This window comes from Prevotella dentasini JCM 15908 (assembly GCF_000614065.1).
In the GTDB taxonomy this organism is placed as follows: domain Bacteria; phylum Bacteroidota; class Bacteroidia; order Bacteroidales; family Bacteroidaceae; genus Prevotella; species Prevotella dentasini.
Genome location: NZ_BAKG01000012.1, coordinates 37,382 through 58,927, shown reverse-complemented (window position 1 = coordinate 58,927; position 21,546 = coordinate 37,382). Strand labels below are relative to the sequence as shown.

18 protein-coding genes, 7 tRNA genes and 1 pseudogene are annotated in these 21,546 nt (G+C 42.7%); 13 read left to right on the top strand and 13 right to left on the bottom strand.

What is annotated here, in order from left to right; genetic code table 11:
* Positions 1-77: 77 nt before the first annotated feature.
* Entirely contained in the window at positions 78-3,143 is a 3,066-nt protein-coding gene (locus JCM15908_RS07390; protein ID WP_025002857.1) for a YobI family P-loop NTPase, read from the bottom strand.
* Positions 3,144-3,249: 106 nt separating this feature from the next.
* The gene (locus JCM15908_RS07385) at positions 3,250-4,503 is read right to left on the bottom strand and encodes an ATP-binding protein (protein ID WP_025002856.1); all 1,254 of its coding nucleotides are present in this window, start codon (positions 4,501-4,503) and stop codon (positions 3,250-3,252) included.
* 623 nt (positions 4,504-5,126) lie between these two features.
* Here JCM15908_RS07385 and JCM15908_RS07380 point away from each other — a divergent pair.
* The 11 genes and pseudogenes from JCM15908_RS07380 to JCM15908_RS15715 form a co-directional block, all read left to right on the top strand.
* On the top strand, positions 5,127-5,510 hold the full coding sequence (locus JCM15908_RS07380) for a helix-turn-helix transcriptional regulator (RefSeq protein WP_025002855.1): 384 nt from the start codon (positions 5,127-5,129) through the stop codon (positions 5,508-5,510).
* Positions 5,503-6,924: a DUF3987 domain-containing protein gene (locus JCM15908_RS07375; RefSeq protein ID WP_025002854.1), complete on the top strand. Its 1,422-nt coding sequence runs from the start codon at positions 5,503-5,505 to the stop codon at positions 6,922-6,924. Before JCM15908_RS07380 ends, JCM15908_RS07375 begins: the two co-directional genes overlap by 8 nt.
* Before the next feature lie 198 nt (positions 6,925-7,122).
* Positions 7,123-8,007: a PriCT-2 domain-containing protein gene (locus JCM15908_RS07370; RefSeq protein WP_025002853.1), complete on the top strand. Its 885-nt coding sequence runs from the start codon at positions 7,123-7,125 to the stop codon at positions 8,005-8,007.
* On the top strand, positions 8,004-8,915 hold the full coding sequence (locus JCM15908_RS07365; RefSeq protein WP_025002852.1) for a DUF6371 domain-containing protein: 912 nt from the start codon (positions 8,004-8,006) through the stop codon (positions 8,913-8,915). Before JCM15908_RS07370 ends, JCM15908_RS07365 begins: the two co-directional genes overlap by 4 nt.
* 177 nt (positions 8,916-9,092) lie before the next feature.
* Entirely contained in the window at positions 9,093-10,550 is a 1,458-nt protein-coding gene (mobV, locus tag JCM15908_RS07360) for a MobV family relaxase (protein ID WP_036892937.1), read from the top strand.
* Between the two features lie 518 nt (positions 10,551-11,068).
* A complete protein-coding gene (locus JCM15908_RS07355) occupies positions 11,069-12,133 on the top strand; it encodes an RNA ligase, Rnl2 family (protein WP_084607835.1) in 1,065 nt (354 codons plus the stop codon).
* Positions 12,134-12,191: 58 nt separating this feature from the next.
* On the top strand, positions 12,192-12,773 hold the full coding sequence (locus JCM15908_RS07350; RefSeq protein ID WP_025002849.1) for a metallophosphoesterase: 582 nt from the start codon (positions 12,192-12,194) through the stop codon (positions 12,771-12,773).
* Between the two features lie 2 nt (positions 12,774-12,775).
* Positions 12,776-13,543 carry a metallophosphoesterase gene (locus JCM15908_RS07345; RefSeq protein ID WP_025002848.1) on the top strand — a complete coding sequence of 256 codons (768 nt, stop codon included), beginning with the start codon at positions 12,776-12,778 and terminating at the stop codon, positions 13,541-13,543.
* Positions 13,543-13,992: a hypothetical protein gene (locus tag JCM15908_RS07340; RefSeq protein WP_025002847.1), complete on the top strand. Its 450-nt coding sequence runs from the start codon at positions 13,543-13,545 to the stop codon at positions 13,990-13,992. The genes JCM15908_RS07345 and JCM15908_RS07340 overlap by 1 nt, the downstream gene beginning before the upstream one ends.
* A 23-nt stretch (positions 13,993-14,015) precedes the next feature.
* A complete protein-coding gene (locus tag JCM15908_RS07335; protein ID WP_025002846.1) occupies positions 14,016-14,318 on the top strand; it encodes a helix-turn-helix domain-containing protein in 303 nt (100 codons plus the stop codon).
* A 15-nt stretch (positions 14,319-14,333) separates the two neighbouring features.
* Positions 14,334-14,613 (top strand): annotated as a pseudogene (locus JCM15908_RS15715) (hypothetical protein); the annotation flags it as partial.
* A gap of 186 nt (positions 14,614-14,799) precedes the next feature.
* On the opposite strand, the gene JCM15908_RS07325 reads toward JCM15908_RS15715, so the two are convergent.
* From JCM15908_RS07325 to JCM15908_RS07275, 11 genes are all read right to left on the bottom strand, one after another.
* Positions 14,800-14,873 (bottom strand) — tRNA-Cys (locus JCM15908_RS07325).
* A 7-nt stretch (positions 14,874-14,880) separates the two neighbouring features.
* Positions 14,881-14,953 (bottom strand) — tRNA-His (locus tag JCM15908_RS07320).
* Between the two features lie 7 nt (positions 14,954-14,960).
* Positions 14,961-15,047, bottom strand: a tRNA-Met gene (locus JCM15908_RS07315).
* 6 nt (positions 15,048-15,053) lie between these two features.
* A tRNA-Trp gene (locus tag JCM15908_RS07310) sits at positions 15,054-15,126 on the bottom strand.
* A gap of 4 nt (positions 15,127-15,130) precedes the next feature.
* Positions 15,131-15,212, bottom strand: a tRNA-Tyr gene (locus tag JCM15908_RS07305).
* Between the two features lie 9 nt (positions 15,213-15,221).
* Positions 15,222-15,294, bottom strand: a tRNA-Phe gene (locus JCM15908_RS07300).
* Positions 15,295-15,299: 5 nt separating this feature from the next.
* A tRNA-Ser gene (locus JCM15908_RS07295) sits at positions 15,300-15,384 on the bottom strand.
* A 240-nt stretch (positions 15,385-15,624) separates the two neighbouring features.
* Positions 15,625-16,629: a type II toxin-antitoxin system HipA family toxin gene (locus JCM15908_RS07290; RefSeq protein ID WP_025002844.1), complete on the bottom strand. Its 1,005-nt coding sequence runs from the start codon at positions 16,627-16,629 to the stop codon at positions 15,625-15,627.
* 2 nt (positions 16,630-16,631) lie between these two features.
* Entirely contained in the window at positions 16,632-16,940 is a 309-nt protein-coding gene (locus tag JCM15908_RS07285) for a HipA N-terminal domain-containing protein (protein ID WP_025002843.1), read from the bottom strand.
* Positions 16,927-17,148, bottom strand: coding sequence for a helix-turn-helix domain-containing protein (locus JCM15908_RS07280; RefSeq protein ID WP_025002842.1), 222 nt, complete (start codon positions 17,146-17,148; stop codon positions 16,927-16,929). The genes JCM15908_RS07285 and JCM15908_RS07280 overlap by 14 nt, the downstream gene beginning before the upstream one ends.
* A gap of 143 nt (positions 17,149-17,291) precedes the next feature.
* Positions 17,292-18,584, bottom strand: a complete 1,293-nt coding sequence (locus tag JCM15908_RS07275; RefSeq protein WP_159101319.1) for a tyrosine-type recombinase/integrase — start codon at positions 18,582-18,584, stop codon at positions 17,292-17,294.
* Positions 18,585-19,205: 621 nt separating this feature from the next.
* Here JCM15908_RS07275 and JCM15908_RS07270 point away from each other — a divergent pair.
* On the top strand, positions 19,206-20,477 hold the full coding sequence (locus tag JCM15908_RS07270; protein WP_025002840.1) for a phage integrase SAM-like domain-containing protein: 1,272 nt from the start codon (positions 19,206-19,208) through the stop codon (positions 20,475-20,477).
* Positions 20,478-20,601: 124 nt separating this feature from the next.
* Positions 20,602-21,528 carry a hypothetical protein gene (locus JCM15908_RS07265; protein WP_025002839.1) on the top strand — a complete coding sequence of 309 codons (927 nt, stop codon included), beginning with the start codon at positions 20,602-20,604 and terminating at the stop codon, positions 21,526-21,528.
* The last annotated feature ends 18 nt before the right edge of the window (positions 21,529-21,546 follow it).

Here is a 21,546-nt window from a genome sequence, read left to right as displayed (position 1 = left end):
ATCGTCAGCAACTTGATAAGAGCAATTAAGGTTCAAATGCTTAAATATTTCGGGATCCGCATTTACTTTTTTCTGCCTTACAACTTCAGCGATTCTTTCATCATCATCTCCCCAAGTTCCTCCAGAGTGAAAGGCATGTCAAAACTACGCAACAACTTAACAAACTCATTCATCGATTGTTTATCTCCGGTAAATAATTGTTGATGCACCAACGCCACTAGGTTCTCATCTCCCACACACCTTTCTTTTGACAGAACAGCAGCATGTCTTGTCAGATATTCGTTCAGAGTATTATCCAGTGTCCCTAATACTTGATATGCGTCAAGAACGCTATGCCATTTAACTGCCAGTTTATCCGCAGACAGAATCAATTCCACGGACTTTTTGTCAAGGTTGCTCACATCGTCAAAATTATATAATTGCTGGCTAAGATATTGTGCTAACCATTCATCTTCGCCAACCGCCTCCTTTATCATATACAACAGTGCCGCTCTACTCTCTTCGTTACAACTCGTTTCAAACCATGTAGCGATGGTCTTTTGATTATTTATCAGGTATTTCTTCAACTTGTCATTTGACAGTTCAAGAATTGCTGTCATTGGTTTCTTTATCATGCTATCACCCAAAATAACACCCAGATTCTTCTTACTAATCACGAAACGTTTATTCGTTAAGCAATAATCATACAAATCCTGAGATTCCTTGTTGGGTTTTACAAGTGTTTCAAAACACAGATTGTACTTATTTATGAACTTCTTGAGTTTGGCTAGCTTATAGAATGTAATACTAGAATGCAAGAACTCATATTTGCCCTCAAGGTATTTTATCTCGTCATCACTCAGTTTTATAGTAATAGGCGCCTCTCTAAATAAGAGTTTCAACAACACATCACTATTCTCAGTCTTTTCTTGTCCTTTGATGACGTTAACACAAGAATCCCAACCATCAAATACACGTGTGAAGAACTGGTCGTTTACTTTTTCCGACATCTGGAAATAACTCACGATAAACTCTGGATTCTTTCGAGCGGTTTGAATGAAACTCGTCAGGAAATGTTCTTCCTTATTATCAAGCAAGTAGTTCAGAATATCATAGTTAAGGATACTATTATTCTTAAAATCCTCAACCCTAAACTTGCGAATTACACTTTTGACATTATTTAGTTTCTGATCAAACGGTCGCTCTGTACCTTGCAACACTGCATTGGTAAACTGATAATCGCTCTCAGAAGTTGCCCCTTCGTAGAACTTAGAAATATAGAGATAGTAATCTTCAGTGATATACCCGCCATAAATCATGGTTAATAGAGTATCTACCATTTCATCATTCACAGATTGAGGCTCATTTTCTTTGGCCGGATACTCTTTGACATATATCTTATTGAAAACCGCACGGGCCTTTTCTCCACCTATTTTTCTTAAGACTTCCCGCAAAGCAGTATTCTCAATTACTTTTATCTCCTTTTCGAGTTTTAGCCTTTCATCGTTGCTCCTATTATATGCTTGCGAAAGCTCATCAATGGCCTCATAATAGCCCATGTCCTCCGTAACCTTCTTCTCTATCTCATCAAACTCGAAATTATAGGTCATACTGCCTGTTTCCTCACGGTTATGGTCGGTATAAGTATATCTATCAAACTCATTGTTAATAAACAGACCGAAAAGATTATCCCTACTTGCCACCTGTCCCAAGGTATAATCATACCCATCTTTTATTAGACTCGTCACTTCAACCTCATCGTTTAGTTTTTCAAGGTATTGTTTTCTAATATTGATTATCTTCTCTCGTGCCTCATTCATACTATGAATTGAGGCATTCGCTTTCTCCCTTAATTCCTTTGTCTCGTCTTCACTGAATAATGATTTGTTCTTGAAAATCTTATAAAACAATCCCTTCTTTAAATATGCCCTAGCAAAATCTTGAGGGAATAGATTTTTATAAACAATAACCGCAAGCAGTTTTTGTTCATAGTTTTCGTCATCGCCACTCAAATGCGTCTTTAGGCTCTTCTGGAAAAGCGTATATTCATTAACTATGTTCTTCAACTCACGCAGTCCCGACACCCTGTTCAACAACTGTTCCAACACAGGCGTCTCTACTGTTTTGAACAGACCTTTACTCTTATATTGTTTAATCAGATAGTCGGTCACATTGTAATAATCCACAACAGGGACAACAGCTACAATATAGTCGAAACATTTTGTGCGCAACTCTCTCGTAAACACATCATCCCTGATGGCGTATATGAATCTGACAACTCTCTTCTGGGACTTGAATGTTTCCGACTCATTAATCAGCATGTTCAGTTCCCTGATTTTTAGGAAAAGCCTGTCTGAGTTGTCCAATCGATCCAAATCCTCAAATAGAATATAGTCATATTTGTTTGACTGGATGATATAGACTATCTCATCCAGATACCTGTTGAAGACAGAAACTTCAGCATCCTTAGATGCCTCTAGCTTGACACCTTTTGCTTCGACCTTAACACTCCTTATCTGATGTAGTTTAGAGGCCAGCATCTTCCCTACTTCCCACAGATATCGAATCAAATAAGCGACAGCCACCGCATCTGCTATCAGATTTATCCACCAACCAACTTCCTTACCAAACAATTTGTGATAAGCATCATAGAAACTGTCTATCTGGAAAATCGTTGGTTCAAAGGCTATGATATAACATACGAATGCAATGAGGGTATATGTAACGTATGAACTGAAATTGACTTCTTTTGGCAGGCGTATCCGTTTAAATCCGGAATGAGGTATCTTTGCCTTGTCACATTTATAGAGAAGATGCTGGACTATCTTGTATTCGATATCATCCGAATACAGATTATCTCCAACGGGTTTAGTATCAACTGGCAAAGAGAAGGTTGACATGGAGATACGAAGCACTTTATCGCCAATCCCCATCTCGTTGATGCAAGTATTGGCGACAGAGCTCTTTCCTGAACCATAGTGCCCCGTCACAGCAATGTTTCTGGAGTCGCTTTGCTCTAAAGCGAACTTCAGGTCATCCACGGCAAGGTGAGATGTGTCACCCGCAGGTATGTTACAAGGGGACAGAAGAGTTCGATATTCCTTAGGAATCTCTTCGACCTGAACCTTATCCACTTCTGTTTTTTTAGTTTCTTGTACCTTCATTCCTTAATCTATGACCTTTAATTAGGTATAAAGTATCGAAAAACAACATATTCTCAAAATTACAATTAGCAATAATAGAGATTCTTTACAAACTTTCGCCAATTAGTCACACCTTCATCAACCACTTCCACACTGGCACCACGGGTATTCCCTCTTCCGTGCCCTCCTCGTCGTAAGTAATCAGAAGACACTTCCAGTCATTATGCGCCTTGGCATACTTCGCCAGTGGTGGCACCTCCCTGTTGTAAGTGGTCTCATCCTTGATGCTGTAGGACACCTGTATGGCCAACTTCTCGTCAGGCACAATGAAGTCTATCTCCTTCTCCGCGTTCAGGAAAAACACATTCTTTTTGCCAAACCGCCTGCAGAGTTCCACAGCCACCATGTTCTCTAGCAGCGAAGTTTCTGAGTTCATCAGGAACAGATTCAGCAACCCGTTGTCTATGAAGTAGTATTTCTTCTGGGTTTCCTTCTCCGTCAGCTTACCCACCTCGTTCTCCATGGGTAGTATCAGCCAACTGTCAGCGGCATAACCCGCATAGTCTATCGTAGTAGGCACACTGATGGGCGACCCCGTTGACACAATCACATTCTTCAGCCTGTTATACGACAGCGGTTGCTTCACGCTCTCTGCCATCTTCTTGATTAGGATGTTCAGCACCCTGTCGTTCTTAATGTTGTTTCGCGCACAGATGTCACCCAGGTAGATCTTCTGGTAAAGACTTGAAAGCATAGCCCTTTTGTTTTTAAACGACTGAATTTCTGGCAGACCGCCGTAATAGAAGTATTCATTCAGATGTCGTTTCACCTCACTTCTCTGGATAGTGTCATACTCCCAATGTTCCTTTAACTCGACATGCTGCGCTGCCAGATACTCTTTGAATGAATATGGGTACGCATCATAGATAAAGAATCGTCCGCCCAGCGTGGTTGCCACCTCCTTGCTCAGCATCTTCGCATTGCTGCCCGTCACATAAACACGGTATTTCGCATCAGCTAGTCGGCGCACAAACTTATCCCAGTGCGGAATGTTTTGTACCTCGTCCAGAAACACCACCGGCTTCTTACCATACAGTTCCAGATGGGCCTCCAGCAGGCTGTTGAAGTCTTCTATCTGGAATTCCGCCAAACGTTCATCCTCAAAGTCCACAAACAGAATCTCGTCCCATCTCATTCCGGCAGCCTGCAACTGACGCACACGCTGATACAGCAGGTACGACTTGCCCGCATGTCTCACGCCAACTATCACATAGTTGCCGTTCTCTTCGAATTCAACGGGACGATTCACTATCACCGCCTCATCCACCTCACGTTGCTTACTGATTAGGCATTGTTTGATGACATCTTTACTGATACTCATATAAATTATATTTTATAAGAATTATGTGATTTTATTAAGTTTGGATTACAAAATTAAGCATTTTCTATAAAACAGAATTAATAAAGCTTGATTTTTTGCTATATTTTCACCTTTTTTATCACAAAACCATTATTTCCCCTGACTATTCTTGGACTAGGGAGTGTTTATTATATTTGGTGTTGCCCTAAACACTTCTATCAGATACGACACGATCCTTCTACCTCGTTGCCACTTTGAACTCTTGGATGTCATGAACTTCTTTTCCTCACGATAGATGAAGATGTCAACCCTTTGGACAAGAGCATACTTATAATCCTTTCCAACATAATCGTAGATAATACGGATGTAAACGACAAAGAGTCATATTGTGTCTTACTTGTCTTGTTATGACTCACGAATCTCCCAGATTCAAAATGTTGGTTCTAATTGCCCTCCTCGTTAGAACCAATTTTGAAATGTGAGGGCAAAAATGGCTGGTTTTTGATGCGTTTTTCTTCTTGGAGCTTGCAGCACTCTAATTTTGCATTCGATTTCGTGGCGGTGCCTCAGATTACAGGATTGTCGGACGCGACACTTCATTAAATCTGAAATGCAAAAGGATCCGTGCATAAGACATCGAGCGAATGAGAGATAACAAACAAAACTTTCACTTCAAAAAAAACGTGATTATGCAATCTGATAATAGGATCTTAGGCAACCAACTGGTTGTAATGTCGAGGGAAGACCTTGACGCTTTGGTGAACGAGATGGCCCAAAACATCGTGGCAGCTCAAACAAAGAATGCACAGAATGACTTGGAGACATGGATGAATGTCCCAGAAGGTGAGCGTTTCATCACTCGTGAAGAAGCAGCTCACATCTTGCATGTGAACTTCACCACCCTTTGGCGATGGGATAAGCAGGGGCATCTCCATTCCAGAAAGATTGGTGGCCGTCGTGTGATGTACAAATACAGCGATGTTCTGGCATTGCTAAATGGTGAAATAAACAAGTCCAAAGATGAGTGAGCAAGTCATGCCATTTGTGGGAGGACAGCCCGACTTCCTCTCTATGGTTAATGCCGAGGTGGAGAAGGTGGAGCCTACGAGTAAAGTTCTGCCTACTCCGCCATATGAGCAACCGCCATCCCTTGTGCCTCCTGAGTCATTGCCCATTCCTACCGAAAGGCCAAAAGAGGTACAACACCTAAAAGCTTCGAATTTCACAGAACCAACGCTACCAATTGACTGGCTGTCACAATCTGTGCAGGAATATATTCGGACGGTTGCCGAGTCATACGGTTGCCCACAGGACTTTGTCGTTGCCATCTGTCTGACAACGGCTGGTATTGCGGCAGGAAAGAAAGTGCTGCTTGCCACCAACCCATACACCAATTATCCTTGTGACTTCATCTGTATGGTTGGTAAGCCGAGTCGTAACAAGACAGGACCGTTGAAGGAAGTCACCAGTCCTCTACGGGAACATGACAAAGCTAACTTTGCCAAGTATTCGGAGGCGAAGACAGTTTATGACCAAAGCAAACGAGAGGATAGGAACTATAGCGGTGAACAACTGATATTCCACCAACGAGTGGCTGGCGATAGTTCCCCAGAGTCTCGTAATGCATTGCTGGCGCAAGGTGACATGATTGTCATTGTTGCCGATGAACTGAAGTCCTTCATTGATTCTTTCGGGCGATATTCCAAAGGTGGTAACGGTTCAGGAACAGAAGTGTCTCAACTGCTGTCCACTTGGTCGAATGTCAGCTTTACCATCAACCGAAAGTCGGAAGATACCAAGTTGGTTGATAATCCAGCCATGAGTATCATTGGTGGTATTCAACCAGGACCACTCGGCAAGACTTTTGGCACTGATGCCTTGATGGATTCGGGCTTCACCCAGCGTTTCCTTTTCGTCTATCCTGACAAAGCAGAGTTTATCAAAAGACAGGATCGCAGACGGATGACACAGGAAATGCGTGACAACTGGAGTGACATCATAGGAAGGCTGTTCTGTATGGAATCTTTACCGCTCTTGCTGTCCCATGAGGCTGAAAGATTCTACGCAGACTATGCAGATGCCAACGACATGAAGGCTGATGCGGAAGAGGATGACTACATCGGTGGTGTGAGGCAGAAGATGAACATTCATGTGCTGCGTCTGGCTATCATGGCACATCTGCTGTCTGAGCATTGGAATGAACCTGTTGTCACAGGTGAATGCATGGAATATGCCATTCGCATTGCCGATTACTTTACCCAGATTCATGTTGAACGCATATATCCTTTGTTGCGAGGCTCGGCAACCACACAGCGTCCGATGACCAACGGCGACCTGCTTCGGGCTGTCAGTCGGCAGTTCAAAATCAAGTCGCAGAACGCTCTTGCCGAAGTCCTCGGTGTGTCACAGCAGTATGTCAACAAAACCCTAAAGGAAGAATAATGGTTGTAGTTGTAGATGTCAGTAATAGCCTGTGGATAAAGGGCATAAGCATACAACCACCCTACAACCAAGGTGCTCTTATCTCCATCATGGAATCTCATCTATATGGTTGTACCCTTGTTGTAGCATTAAGCCCCGTATTTACAAGACTTTAAGCCAAGCTACAACTACAACAACAAACTTAAATTTTGAATAACGATGAAAAGTTTATTTGATACGAAGATTAGCTATTATAGAAACGTGGAAGACAATGTCGGCACGGAAATTTCCCTGCGCGACTTCCTCTTCAACGACCAGCACAAGGAACAGATTGAGTATATTCGTTCCATATCAGATGAAGATAAACAAAAGCGCTTGAAGTTGCAACTGCCCGTGGCAACCATCTCAGGCACATTTGCTCCTACATGTAAAGCGGAAAACCTCGTGGCCCACTCGACCCTACTCTGTATCGACATCGACAAGAAAGACAACATGGACGTTGACTGGTTCGATGACCTGAAGCATGAGTGGCATAACATCCCCCAAATACTCTATGCGGGTCGCAGCATCCGTGGCAAAGGTTGGTTTGCCATCTTCCGCATTGCCTATCCTGATAAGCACGAGGATCAGTTCGAAGCCCTGAAACATGACTTCGCCAACAGCGGACTAATCATTGACAAAGCATGCAAGAACGTGAACAGGATGCGCTTCATCTCCTACGACCCGGAGCCGTATGTGAATGAGGATGCTACATTATATACTAAGGTGTGGGTGGAACCCAAACCGGCATACCACAGTTCCAGTGCATATAGTGGTGACGACATGGAACAGGTCGAGAAGTGCTGCCATATAATTGAAGACCGTAGCATCGACATTACCGCCACCTACGATGAATGGTTCCATGTGGGTGCAGCCTTGGCATCACTTGGTGAATGTGGACGTAGTCTGTTCCATATAGTCAGTTCGCAAAATGCGAAGTACAAAGCATCTGAGACAGACAAGAAGTTCGACAATCTTCTGCGCAATGTCAGCAATATCAAGATCGGTACGTTCTTCCATATCTGTTCGCAGTATGGAATCAACTGGAAGGAGGATAGCCTATGAAAACGGAGATTACGAGTTTCAGCAGTTCATTCTTTGAATACCTCTGCGGTTTCGTCTGGTTTGACCAAGATAAGTTAGAGGCTCTGATGAAACGCTATCCAATTGGTGCTACAGAGGAAGGCGAATCAATATTCTGGCACATCAATGCAGAGAACAAGATTACTAATGGTCACATCATCACAATGGATAACGAAATAGGCAAGGTCTATGATGACAGTTGGTACTATCAAGATGGGCGACCGACTTGTATGTTTGGTGAGCACTTACTTGGTGCCTTCCCCAGCCAGACGGTTGCACTGGTGACGGATGAACTGACTGCTGCCGTTATGAGTTGTTTCCCAACGCCATACGTTTGGCTTGCAACTGGAAAAGAACAAACGACTCCTACCGATTTGTTCCCTCTTGTCGGAAAAACCGTGGTAGTATTCCCCAACAAAGGTGAGTATAACAAATGGCAAGAAATGCTGCAAGCAGTTCCCAATCTCCAGTTTCATCTCTCAGATGTGATGGAGAATGTACAAGGCGATTGCCACACCATTGCCCAGATGGTTCTCAGCCAGCAACACCTACGCCCAACCGAAGAGGAAGCAGCATTGATGAGAATGGAGGATGCCAATCCCAACATCGCATTGCTCGTCAAGGCACTTAATCTGGAGGTGGTAGGTGTTTCTTCCATTGACGAAGATGCGATGAAACCAATATCCAAATCTGAGGTAAAATCAGAACCACCTCCACAAATAGAGGATGACGAAGCCATGAAATCATTCCTGATGGCACAGGAAAAACGATGGCACGGCAGGAATCCAGAATGCCACAAATGCTCTCGTTCCCATGAGGGAATCAATGGGACATATTGTGATGAACTCCATCAATATGTCGAATATGGTAAGGGCGATTGTGGCAGATGAACTTGTTCATCAAAGGAGCCAAAATCGAATAGAGGGAAGAGAGTGATTCTACGAATCGCATAGCCTAATATGCGTTAACTTCCATTAACGCGAGTAGGTGAGAACATAATTGTTATCCCATTCGGGGAGCAAGCTCAGATAATAATACCAATAACAAACAATTTAAAGGAAAACATTATGAACAAAAAACAGGTAATGGACATACGTCCAAACTCTGATGGCATCAGCCAGGCAGAGAGTAACGAACAGCAACGAAACTGGAGTGAAGACTTCCTCCGGAAGAAATCAAATGACCCGATGGCGAACTATGACCCGACACGAACTCACTTGAATTTTGAGGTGGCTCGTAGTGGCATCGTCCAACCAATCGACAAGTCGAAGTCCATCATGCAGAAGATGGCAGACAATCTTGCAGCACGTGGAATAAAAGACCCTAATGCCCGAGAGAATGTCCGCCGTCGGCAGAACACTCTGGCCCAATTTATCTTTGGTGGGAGCCGAGAACGTATGAACGAACTCGCTTTCGGAAACCAGACATTGAGCCTTGACAAGGGTGCCGATAACTCCCACTTGACAAGGAACAATGACATCGAGGAATGGGCAAAAGATGTGTATGCCTTTGTTGCCCACCGCTTCGGCGAAGAGAACATCGTTAGCTTCTACGTCCATCTTGACGAGACCAATGTTCACGCACATTGTACGCTTATTCCATTAGACCGGGAGAAGAACCGCATTTCGTGGCGTTCTGTATTTGGGCAAAACAGGTATGAGATGGGGCAGCTGTTTTCCCAACTGCACGATGAGTTCTCAAAAGAGGTTAGTATGAAGTGGGGACTGGAACGAGGTGACAGTATCAGAGAAACTGGTGCCCGTCACCGATCCACCTACGAATACAAGCGGGAACTTGTGAATGACGTGAACCGGCTTGAAAGCCGGAAGATAGGTTTAGCTGCCGAAATCAAACAAAAGGAACGTAAACTGAAAAGCCTGACAACAATGATGGCCAATCTTCAGGAGCGTCGTGCATCCATCCAAAGAGGGATAGAGGAAATCGCCCGTAGTTTAGGTGAGGAAGGCACGGACAACATTGTTCTGACAGCTCGTATTAAGAGCCTTCGTCAAGAGATGGAAAACATTGACAGTAAGATTGCTGAGCGTTCCAAGATGCTAGAAGAAACGAGTGTCAGCCTTAAGAATATTCGAGAAAAACTCTTTGATTTGAAACGAGAGCATCAAAGAGCCTTGGAAAGAGAAGGTGATGATATTGATAGGGAGGCAGCACGCATCCGTATGGGAATCACCAGTACTTACAATATGATGCTGGCTAAGACTATGCAGAAAATCATTCCGACTCTAAACGATAGGCAACGTGACATCTTACGAGAAAAGGGTTATTATGACCTTACCGAAAACGTTCAAAATATAGCCAACTGTGCCATGTTGCTGGCTGTCAACTATGTCAAGCTGGCCACCTCTTACGCAGAATCATGTGGTGGCGGTGGCGTGTCGAACTTGTCTGGATGGGAACAGAAGAAGGATGAGGATGATGAGCGATGGTGGGTACGCTGTATCGCTACAGCTTCTGCAATGGTTAAACCAAGAGGGAAAAAACGCTCTGCTGGAGTAGGAAGATAAAAAGTTACGCCCAAATGGATCTCTTATTGTTGGAATCATTTGGTCACGCAGACTTTTTTATACACAAGTGTATAAGCAATAATGCCTCTTAAAATAATTCCCTGAAATTTTGGTCAGTTATACGAAAAAGTGTACCTTTGCAGCCAATTTTACGAAAATCCATAAAAATAGCAGTAATGCAGAGACAGAAATTTAACACATTAGGCGGATTGAACATTCAGAGCACATGGTGCCTTGAATGCGATTCCTATATGCATACGTCAAGCATTGCTGCACCACGCTATTCAGATAGGAAGACTTTCCATATTGCACGAGGAGGGGGTGGATTACTCCTGACATAATTGTACGTGCAAACACGAGATTAACGAAGTGGTTGGAAAGTCAGCAATGCTTTCCAACCATTTTTCGTTTGTGCCTATCACAACCATGAACACTGTCGACTTACCACCGACAAGACTTCTCCTCATCGGCCTGCCTACGGCACAATATGTAGTCAATCAATTATTAACCGCGCAGCGATGCGCAAAAACAAGAAGGAACAAAGAAATGTTAGAATTCAAAAAGTACAGCTCCATCGAGAATTCCTTCAACAGAGAGTTCATGGAGCGCATCGTGCAGAGATGCCAACCGATTTGGAATATGTGGTACAGGAAAAGGTACATGGTGCCAATACCAGTTTCCTCTGCGACGGAGAGAACGTAAGGTTTGCAAAGCGTACCTCCATGCTGGAAGCTGAGGAGATGTTCTACGACTATCCCGAACTGCTTGAGCGGTACAAGGATAAAGTCATGGCCCTTACCAAGGATGTCCTCAGCAGATATGAGGACGTGAGGAGCGTTAATGTCTTCGGTGAGATGTTTGGTGGAACCTATCCTCACAAGGATGTGCAGCCAAACCGCAAGTTGTCTCTCATCCAAAAGGGTGTATGCTACACTCCTGAGCATGAGTTCTATGGTTTTGACATCTATGTCATCAACGAGGATGGCGGTAGGTATCTGCCTGTAGATGAAGTAAACGAGTTTTTCGACAAACACGGATTCTTCTATGCCAGGACTCTGTTTAAGGGTACTCTCGGCGAATGCCTCAAATACCCTAATGCTTTCCAGAGCAAGATTGCCGAATGGCTTGGCTTCCCTGCTATCGAGGACAATATCTGCGAGGGTATCGTGATACGACCTGTTGTTCCCATGTACCTGAGAAATGGAAGTAGGGTGCTCATCAAGAGCAAGAACGAGCGTTTTGCCGAAAAGAAGAGCGTGAAGAAACGCAACAAGCTCTTTGCCGAACCTGTTCCTTACAGCGAAGCCTTGAAGGCACTCATCCCTGAGGTGGAGGCATACGTTACCGAGCAGCGTTTGGCAAATGTGGTGAGCCACATCGGTGAAGTACATGTGCCTAAAGACTTCGGAAAGATTATGGGTCTGTTCTCTAAGGATGTACTCGAGGATTTCCTGAAGGAACATGGCGGTGAGTATGGTTGTCTCGAAAAGAGCGAACAGAAATTGCTCAACAAAGAGATGAACAAGCTTTCCACCGAGTTGGTAAAGAAGGTCTATATGAGCCAGGCATACATACTCGATTAATTAACAAACTCTCTCCGTGCTCCAGATGGGGCATGGAGAGAATAATACAAAGAAGGAAATGAATTTCAAGTTTAATGCAGAACATACGTTCTTTACATCAGATACGCACTTCAATCATGCGAACATTATTAGGTTCTGCAATCGTCCGTTCAAGGACGTAGAGCAGATGAACGAAGTAATGATAGCAAATTGGAACAACGTGATAGGTAAAGATGATACCGTTTTCCACTTGGGCGATTTCTGCCTGGGCGGCGCAGCAGAATGGACAAAGATACTCGACCGTCTGAATGGCAAAATTTATCTAATCATGGGTAACCACGATTTGAAGAATATTCGACAAGGATTCATCAGTCGCTTTGAGCATGTAGCCATGCAGATGCACATCGAAGTCGGCAAGCAGAGAATATACCTCTGTCACTATCCTTTCCTTTGTTTTGAAGGCAGTTACAAGGATGTCTGGCAGTTGTTCGGTCATGTCCATACACGAAAGAACAACACAGGAATAGATGCCGGAAGGTTACAGTATCTCTATCCAACACAATACGACGTAGGAGTGGACAATAACAACTTTACCCCAGTATCGTTTGGGCAAGTAAAGAGAATCATTGACAAGCAAGTTGAACAAAGTAAAGAAAAGTAACAATGAAGATACAATACATGAGTGACCTGCATATGGAGTTCGCAGAGAACAGCAGGTATCTGAAACATAATGAGTTTCCTGTTACGGGTGATGTGCTGGTTCTGGCCGGTGACATCTTCTATCTGAGAAGCGATGCGGCCCCACTGGGCAAGTTCTGGAAATGGGCATCGACAAACTATCGCCAGGTACTTATTGTTCCAGGCAACCACGACTATTATGGTCATTATGACATAATGACTCGTGGTATGCAATGGGAATGGATGTTCAAGGAGAATGTCGGCTATTACCAGAATCAGGTAGTCAGAATCGATAATGTCGATTTCATCTTCAGCACCCTTTGGTCGCATATTCCGCCAGGTGATGAATATATCGTGTCCCATGGATTGAATGATTTCTACCAGACGCTGTATGAAGACCATCGCCTAACAGTAGATGATTACAACCGGATGCATCAGTTCTGTCTTGACTTTATCAAACGGGGCGTAGCCGAAAGCACGGCAGAAAAGATTGTTGTAGTGACCCACCACCTGCCTACGCAACAGGTGGTGGCACCGCAGCATCTTGGTTCAGACCTAAATTCAGCATTTGCTACGGAACTTGGAAACTTCATTGTTGACAGCCCGATCAATGTCTGGATTTACGGTCATTCACACACGAACATCGACACAACGATAGGACATACTAAAATTGTGTGTAATCAGATGGGATATGTGTTTGCGAATGAGTATCTGACAAACGGATTTGACTTCGGCAAAATGATAGAGATTTAATGAATGACAAAAATACAAAGAAAAAGTATACAATTATGAGTGGAGGTACATTTGATTATTCACAACGGACTATAGAACTTATAGCCGATGATATAGAACATACCATCTTGGAAGCAGGGAGAAAGATTCCAGATGTATTATTGGAAGAACAGCAACATCGTTACTCACGGGAGATACCATTAGAGGAACAATACTATAGTTCCTACAATCGGAAGACAATGGATATCATGAAACGGGCAGTTTATATCCTTAGAATGGCATACATATATGCTCAACGAATAGACTGGATGTTGTCTGGTGATGACGGTGAAGATGATCTCGTTAGACGCTTAGACAAAGAACTGCATGAGCTTAAAATGAAGTATCCTAATGGAAAGTTCACGTTTAAGAAGAAAAGCGTTCGATATGATGCTGACTACGGTGGCTTTCGTGAAATGTCAGATGAGTAAATGAATTATAAAAACAAATAAAGATGAATAGAAATAACAAACAAAGTGATAGAGAAATCTTAGAAGAAATACTTATGATTCTAAGAAATCTGAAAGCATCTCCTGTAGTTGTCCAGCCCTCTATGAAGGTTTACAATAACAAAGAGGTTATGGAATTACTGGGAGTGAAGGATAAATATCTCAAAAAACTAAGGGATAATGGATATCTTGGTTTTTCAAGAGAAGGCGATAAGTATTGGTATACGCAGAAAGATGTAGATTGTTTTCTGCACAGTTTTCATTATGAACCATTTAATAGCAATATAAACAAATTATGGACTCTTTAAATTATAAATACATTCATGCCAGTAAACAAAAACGCATTATTGCGTTACAAGATAATAGACAGATGCCTACGCAACAGATACAGAAGATGGACGATAGAGGACCTGGTTGATGAAATATCTGAAGCGCTGTATGATATGGAGGGTATCCGCAAAGGCATCTCTTTGAGAACTGTTCAGAACGATATTCAGATTATGCGTTCTGACAAGCTCGGATACAATGCGCCCATTGAGGTATATGATCAGAAGTACTACAAGTACGCTGATCCGAACTATTCTATTACAGAGTTGCCCCTGACAGCTGAGGACTTCAATCTTATTACTAAAGCTGTGAAAATGTTGGAAACGACAGAGGACAAACCAGAGTTTCAGCAAATGGGTAGAATACTCACACGGGTTAAGAAAAGACTGACAGCTATTCTTAACTATGGATGATGGAAAGACTCCAGTTCCTTTTGCCAGGAGCTGGAGTCTTAAGTTGTTGAGTGAGGAATCGGATTCGAACCGATGAATGACGGTTTTGCAGACCGCCCCCTTAACCTACTCGGGCATCCTCACGTAATAGGGAGTTTGACAGGTTTCGAACCTGCGACCACCAGAGCCACAACCTGGCGCTCTACCTACTGAGCTACAAACTCCATGTAGTTGCGGGAGCAGGATTCGAACCTGCGTCCGGTTTTTGACCGGCCCAGCTTATGAGACTGGTGAGTTGGGCCACTACTCTATCCCGCGATTTTGCAGAAGCAGAAGGGTTCGAACCTCCGACCTTCGGTTTTGGAGACCGATATTCTACCAACTGAACTATGCTCCCATCGTTGAGGTGGAGGGACTCGAACCCACGAAGCCGAATGGCGGCAGATTTACAGTCTGCTCTCGTTGCCGCTGGAGAACACCTCAATATATTTGTGGAACCTCGTGGAGTCGAACCACGTTCTCAGGATTTTCAGTCCTGCGCATACACCAAGTCTGCCAAAGTTCCATCAGAGGAGGCAGAAGGATTCGAACCTTCGGAGCCTTGCAGCTCGGCACGTTAGCAGTGTGTTGGTTTCGACCGCTCACCCATACTTCCATTGGATTTCGGGTGCAAAGGTACAATGCCACTCTACAGCCTTTCTGCGTAACAAGAAAAAAGTTACAAAAAAAGATTATTATTCGCTAATGATTATTGACAAATTAGCTTTTCCCATAAGTACAAAGCATAAATGCCCACATGAATTACTGATAACAAGTAATCATTCGGGCATTCTTATGTGAATCTTAGAAAAGTGTACAAAAAGAGGCAAAAACACCTTGGAAAAGTGTAATCGCATCATTTAAATCCCAACGTCGCACGTCGATAGTTGTACGAAAGCCAGTAGCTTCGTTTCAGGGATTCGGACAGGAAAGAATGGTCAATCATATCTTTTGCCAGAGGATGTTCTGCTGCAAAGAAATCCATTTCTCGTTTTATCAATCGCTCAGACAGACCTATACGGCGACCAAACTCCTCGAAGTCCTTACGGCCAACAGTTCTGGTATCGGATAGTTGCATGCCTTCTTTGAACAATCCTTTATCAAGAGCGAAGATGCGTGGCATGCTCAAATGTAGGCTGGTATTGATGAGGTCGTAGGCAGGGGTGAGGTGGTATTCTCCGTCACCTCGGTTGATTAGTGAGAAATTTTTCAGATGCGCATCATCATTGAGAGTGAGATAGTTGAAGACAACGATGCGGAAGTACTTCAGGATTTCGACGGGAGCAGCCTTGACGTATTTGCGGATGATGTCAGCACATTCCTCATAACTCAGATTACTATATTTGAAATCGCTGCCACCATTGGCATCGGTCAGTCCTGCAAGAGAGGCAAAGTCTTCTTGGCTATACTTTTGCCCATTAGGGCCGACATCGAAACGTCGACAAAGATAGGCAGCTTCACCATCTTGGAAGAAACAAATGCCATTTGCTGCCGTTTCTATATGATAGACCTGCGAAGCCAACTGCATGGTTAGATGTTCATTGGCAGGGCAATACTTACGGTCAAGCAAGGCGTATGATGTTGGAGCAGGTTTCAAAATGTATGTTCCACGTTCACCTTCAGCTGGTTTTACCAAATGTCCTTCACTCAACACCAAGCTCGCCTTAGGTTGAACGCCAGAGAGCGAGATGCGCCCCACATTCTTCAGATAAGCTTCATTGTCACCACTATCGTTATTGGGACTGTCAAAATTAAGAATATGGGAAACTTCTTTTTCATCAAACAGTTGTTTCCGAGCTACAGGGGAATAGGTGGTAAAGCCTTCCTGCAATGTAGAAGGGCATACGTTTATTTCTACCATATTCATAAGGGCTTAACGGTTACGGCTCCAATGGTATCGTGCTGAGCTGTTGCCAGCATAATGCCGAAGTCATCGTTTTCATCGATATGATGCAACATAGATTGTACTTGGCGGTTGGAACCTTCAGACAACATATTAAAGAAATAGGGAAAAAGGTGGATAGAGTGATATGCCTCTTTCCTGACAGGCATTGCCAAGCAAACTGGCTCGCCGTGGTAGTCCTCACCATAAGTGAACACATATTCCCTAGCATCCGTCTCTTGCAATATGCCTGCCTCCATATCGTGAACATAAACTTTACACTGTCTCATAATCAAGATGCTTGATGTTAATGTCTATTTGCAAACCCAAAGTATCGAGTATCGTGAGCAAGGTGGCGAGCTGAGGATTACCCTCGCCTCGTTCAATCGCTACAACGGTATTAACAGCTACACTTGCCAGGTCAGCCAATGTTTGTTGGTTGATACCCAATTTTTTCCTTCTTTCCTTGATGGCATTCCCTATTTCCTGTTGTATCATAATCTCAATATATTGCGATTTCGGTGCAAAGATAAGCAATTCTTTTCAAATAATGACACGAATTCTCAATAAAATGCGATTTTGGACATAATTTACTATGAATGGCCATAATAATACGTAAAAATCACAACGCATTGCGATTTTTATTGTTGTCCCATTATCTTCTTCAAAAGTTCTTTCATCTGTTCAGGAGTAAGGCTATCTATGTCGATAGGTCCTTCTCCCTTTTCGATGTTAAGCAACTTACTATTGTTACGGAATCGGATTTCAAGAGGATACATGTCCTGATAGCCGCTGGTGACATCGTTACCTTGCGAGTGACCCATACTTTCAGAAATGTATAGTTCCTCTACGCCCGCCAACTTCAGATTTGTAGCAAAAGAATGACGCGCCCATGTTCCAGACACCACCTTGTCCCACCCAAGTACTTCTTTGCATATACGGTTCATGCGGTCTTTGATGTTGGAGTTTTCCTGTACCGTCAACTTTCGACGCAGGGTCTCATCTGTGGCTCCATTGAAGATTTGTGGAAAAACGTAAGAGTCCTTCTCTGGCTTGGCTCCAATCTCATCAAGGATCACTTTGAGTGGTTCAATGATAGGAACGATAACCACCGACATGCTGTTGCTTCGTGCCGATGTTTTCTTTCGCATAAACTCAAAAGCACGACCACCTTCTGCAAAGTAAGTACGGTTGTAGGTCAAACGTCCGGCATCGGCAAGATTGAATCCATTGCACAAATATTGTGCTAGGAATAAGCCCAAAGAATCGTGTGCACGTTTCTTATAAGCAGGATCCCAACTTTCGGGATAGCGTTTCTCAACGAAGACTTTGTATAGTTCCGTCATTTCATCAACGCTAAGGTATGATTGCTGGCGACGTTTCCCTCGCGGAATAGAGATGAGTGTATTGTCCTTGTTTGAGAAGGGGTATTTGTCTTCGGTCAGAAAACCTTGGCGAATACATTCATTCCAAACAACACGGCAGGTCCGAAGATACATACCACGGGTGGCATCAGCAATCTTTCCGACGACCTTGCCGTTTTCAACCACGCCATTTTTCATTACATCATTCCATTTGTCAATTACGTTTTTGCCGACCATGAAGCCCTTCACATCACCAACGTATTTAAGGAAGGAGTTAAGTGCCCATTGATAGTTCTCTGCGGTTCCAACCCTGTCTTCTGCTTTCATCCTGGCAATTATGCTTTCCCAAACGCCAACAAACGAGGTGGCCTTATCGTACTCGATTTCAGCACCCGTCAAATATGTACGGATAAGGTCGAGTGTTAAAGTCTGCTTCTTGCTCAGTTTCTCCAGTTTTTCCCTGTAGCTTTCTAGCATCTTTTGCCATTCGACATGAATTGGCATGAGTGAACTTTTTGCCCCTTTCACGCTACATACGTCATTGAAGTACTTCTCGCTCTGATAGTCCATATCCTTCAGCTTGTAGTAATACCGTTTAGCTGCTATCTGAAAACAGATGGCCAAAGGGTATACATCCGTACTCTTATTGGTACGTTTGTCTAGAACTAAAGTAAGTGAACAGTTGTCCACTTTTCCGCACTTGATAGATGTCTTTTCAGCCTTCATAACTATAGTCTGTTGCTTCATTCATGGGAATCTTGCGAACAATTTGCGAACAAAAATGCGAACAAAAATCGCCCATTAATTGAGGTTTATTAAAATTTCACTTTTGCGCTGCAAAGTTACAAAATAATTGTGAGACAACAACTTACAAAGCTAAGAAAAATTTTATGAAACCCTAAAAAATTTTATTTTAACAGACTCATAATCTGGATGTCCCTGGTTCAAGCCCAGGCTGGTCCACACTGAAAATCAAGAGCTTTGCACATTGCTGCAAGGCTCTTTTTTATTAGTAATCAAGTAGTTACATCTGTAAATTATGATGATTGCAACGGTTCATTTGTGGTAAAATGCCTTTATCTTCTCCTTGATTAAGATTGCACATATTATGCTGTTTTGAGCAAAATTTCAGCTAATTTATCCATTTGTTGACCTCCTGTTGACAGATAGTTGACAGAAAAAAGAGTTATTATGCTGACAATTAAAGCAGAAATTCAGAAAGGTTGGGCACGCCAAGATGGTAGCTACAATGTCCGTATCAGGTTTACGAAAGACCGCAAGGTAAAGCGACTATCCACAAGTCTGTTTGTTACAAAAGCTGATTTAACCGACAAGTTTACTATCAAGGAAGGTTCTCTTATCAAGCAGGAAGCAGACAGACTTATCCTGCATTACCGCACGATGTTTAATGAAATGCACTTGGAAACAGAGACACTTGATGTAAATGAGATTGTAGCCCGACTGACCAGTAGAGAGGAAAGCAACAAACCAGTAGATTTTATCCAGTTCGCTAAGGAATGGATTGCCAACTCCACGTTAAAGGGAGCTACCAATTATACTTCTGCGCTTAACAGCCTCATCCGATTCAACAAGAGTGAGAAGCTGTACACGCATCAAATTACGAGTGATTTCCTGCAAGACTTTATGAACTTCTTACTAAATGAAAGCAAGGAACGAGCAGAAATGTTGAAGAAGAAAGGCAAGCGTGTACCCTCTACCCGCTGCACTTCCCTTTACCTGATGAGCATACGCAAGCTGTTTAATGAAGCTGTAAAACAGTACAATAAGCCTGACCAAGGGCTAATCCGCATCAAGAACACGCCATTTACTTACTTCCATATCCCTAAACAGGAAGCTACAAGGAAGCGAGCCATCACAGCAGAACAGATCCGAAAGATGGCGCAGCTACCCTATCAGACGGTTTATAAAGGCATACATCATACTAATCGTTTCAACCTTGCCAAAGATTGTTTTATTCTCTCATTCTGCATGATGGGGATAAATTCTGTTGACCTGTTTAACGCCACAGAATATGATGGTACTATACTTACCTACTATCGTACCAAGACAAAAGGCAGGAGAATGGATAAGGCAAAGATGGTGGTTGATGTTCCCAAAATTCTTTACCCCCTATTTGAGAAATACAAGGATAGGACAGGTAAACGGATATTCAACTTCTATCAGAGTTATGTCAATGAGAAAGCCTTTAATAAAGCCATCAACAAGGGATTGAAAGAAATTGGGGATATACTGAAAATTGACGATTTGGAATATTATGCCGCACGACATTCATGGGCTACCATTGCCCTTAATAAAGTTGGTATCAGCAAGTACGTGGTACACGAAGCCCTTAATCATATTGACGAATCCATGCGAGTTACTGACATTTACATCGAGCGTGATTTCTCGAATGAGAATAAGGCAAATGCGAAAGTCGTAAAATACGTGTTCGGAAAGCTGTAATGACAAAATCTTATAAAAAATAGTTTTATAGCCCCAATCAGAAAAATGTCACGTAACGAAAACTCCATCAGCAGAAATGCAGGTGGAGTTTTTTTATTACCTTTGTAGAAAAAAGATAAGGCTAATGACATTAGATTTCTCCATTGTAGATTTAAAATGGATATACTCTGGTTTGCAAGAGTGTTATGGTTTTGATTATAGTGAACTTAGCGAAGAGTTTTCTTCGATACTCCAACAACATTATCCCTTTAAGCACGAAGCAGATATACTTGCTAAAGCAACTACCGAAGATGGTAAAGTAGATATACAGAAATTTGCTTTAGAAACTAACGATTGCGTTGCCATTCCCATAACAACAGAATTTGCAAAGCAAGTGAAAGAATTTTATTCCATTTTCTCATCTATTTTCATTCCTGAGTTAGACGGTAGTGCTATTCATTGTGAAGCGCTGTGTCTAATGGCTGCAATCTATTATAGGGACAAACATCATCTGTTCTCTGAAATACACGAGGATATTATGAATGACGATTTTGTTTATTCACGTAAGATTCGCCCAGACCAATTAAAGCTATTTATTGAGCTGAGTAAAGGGCGTAAAAGGACGTGGGATAATATTAAAATATCTGTTGGCAATAATAGCCCTGTAATTTTGGGCAATTATGAATGGTGGCTCTCCCAAAAATTATTTGAATTATTGCGGAAAGATTTAGGAGATATTACCGTAGAGGAGGCAGAAAAAGAGTTAAAGGAGTTATACTCTGATGAACGTGGGCGAAAGAGTGCTGATCCTCACCTCAATTATTTCATGCTGGGTTCTTATCTATATATCCGCAAGTTCTTAATTCAAGATAACGGCAAAGTAACAACATCACAATGTGATTTTTTGCTGAGATACTTAACAGTCTTTGGGATTCTTGATAGACAAGACAAGAACTTCCAAGTTAACAACCTACAAGCAACTATCAAAAGTTTGCTAAGCAGCAAAGTTAATCCCATTCAAAAGCATATAAAGGAAAGAGAGTACAGGAGTAACTTTGGTGTTATAGAATAGCATACTCTTTTCAAAGGA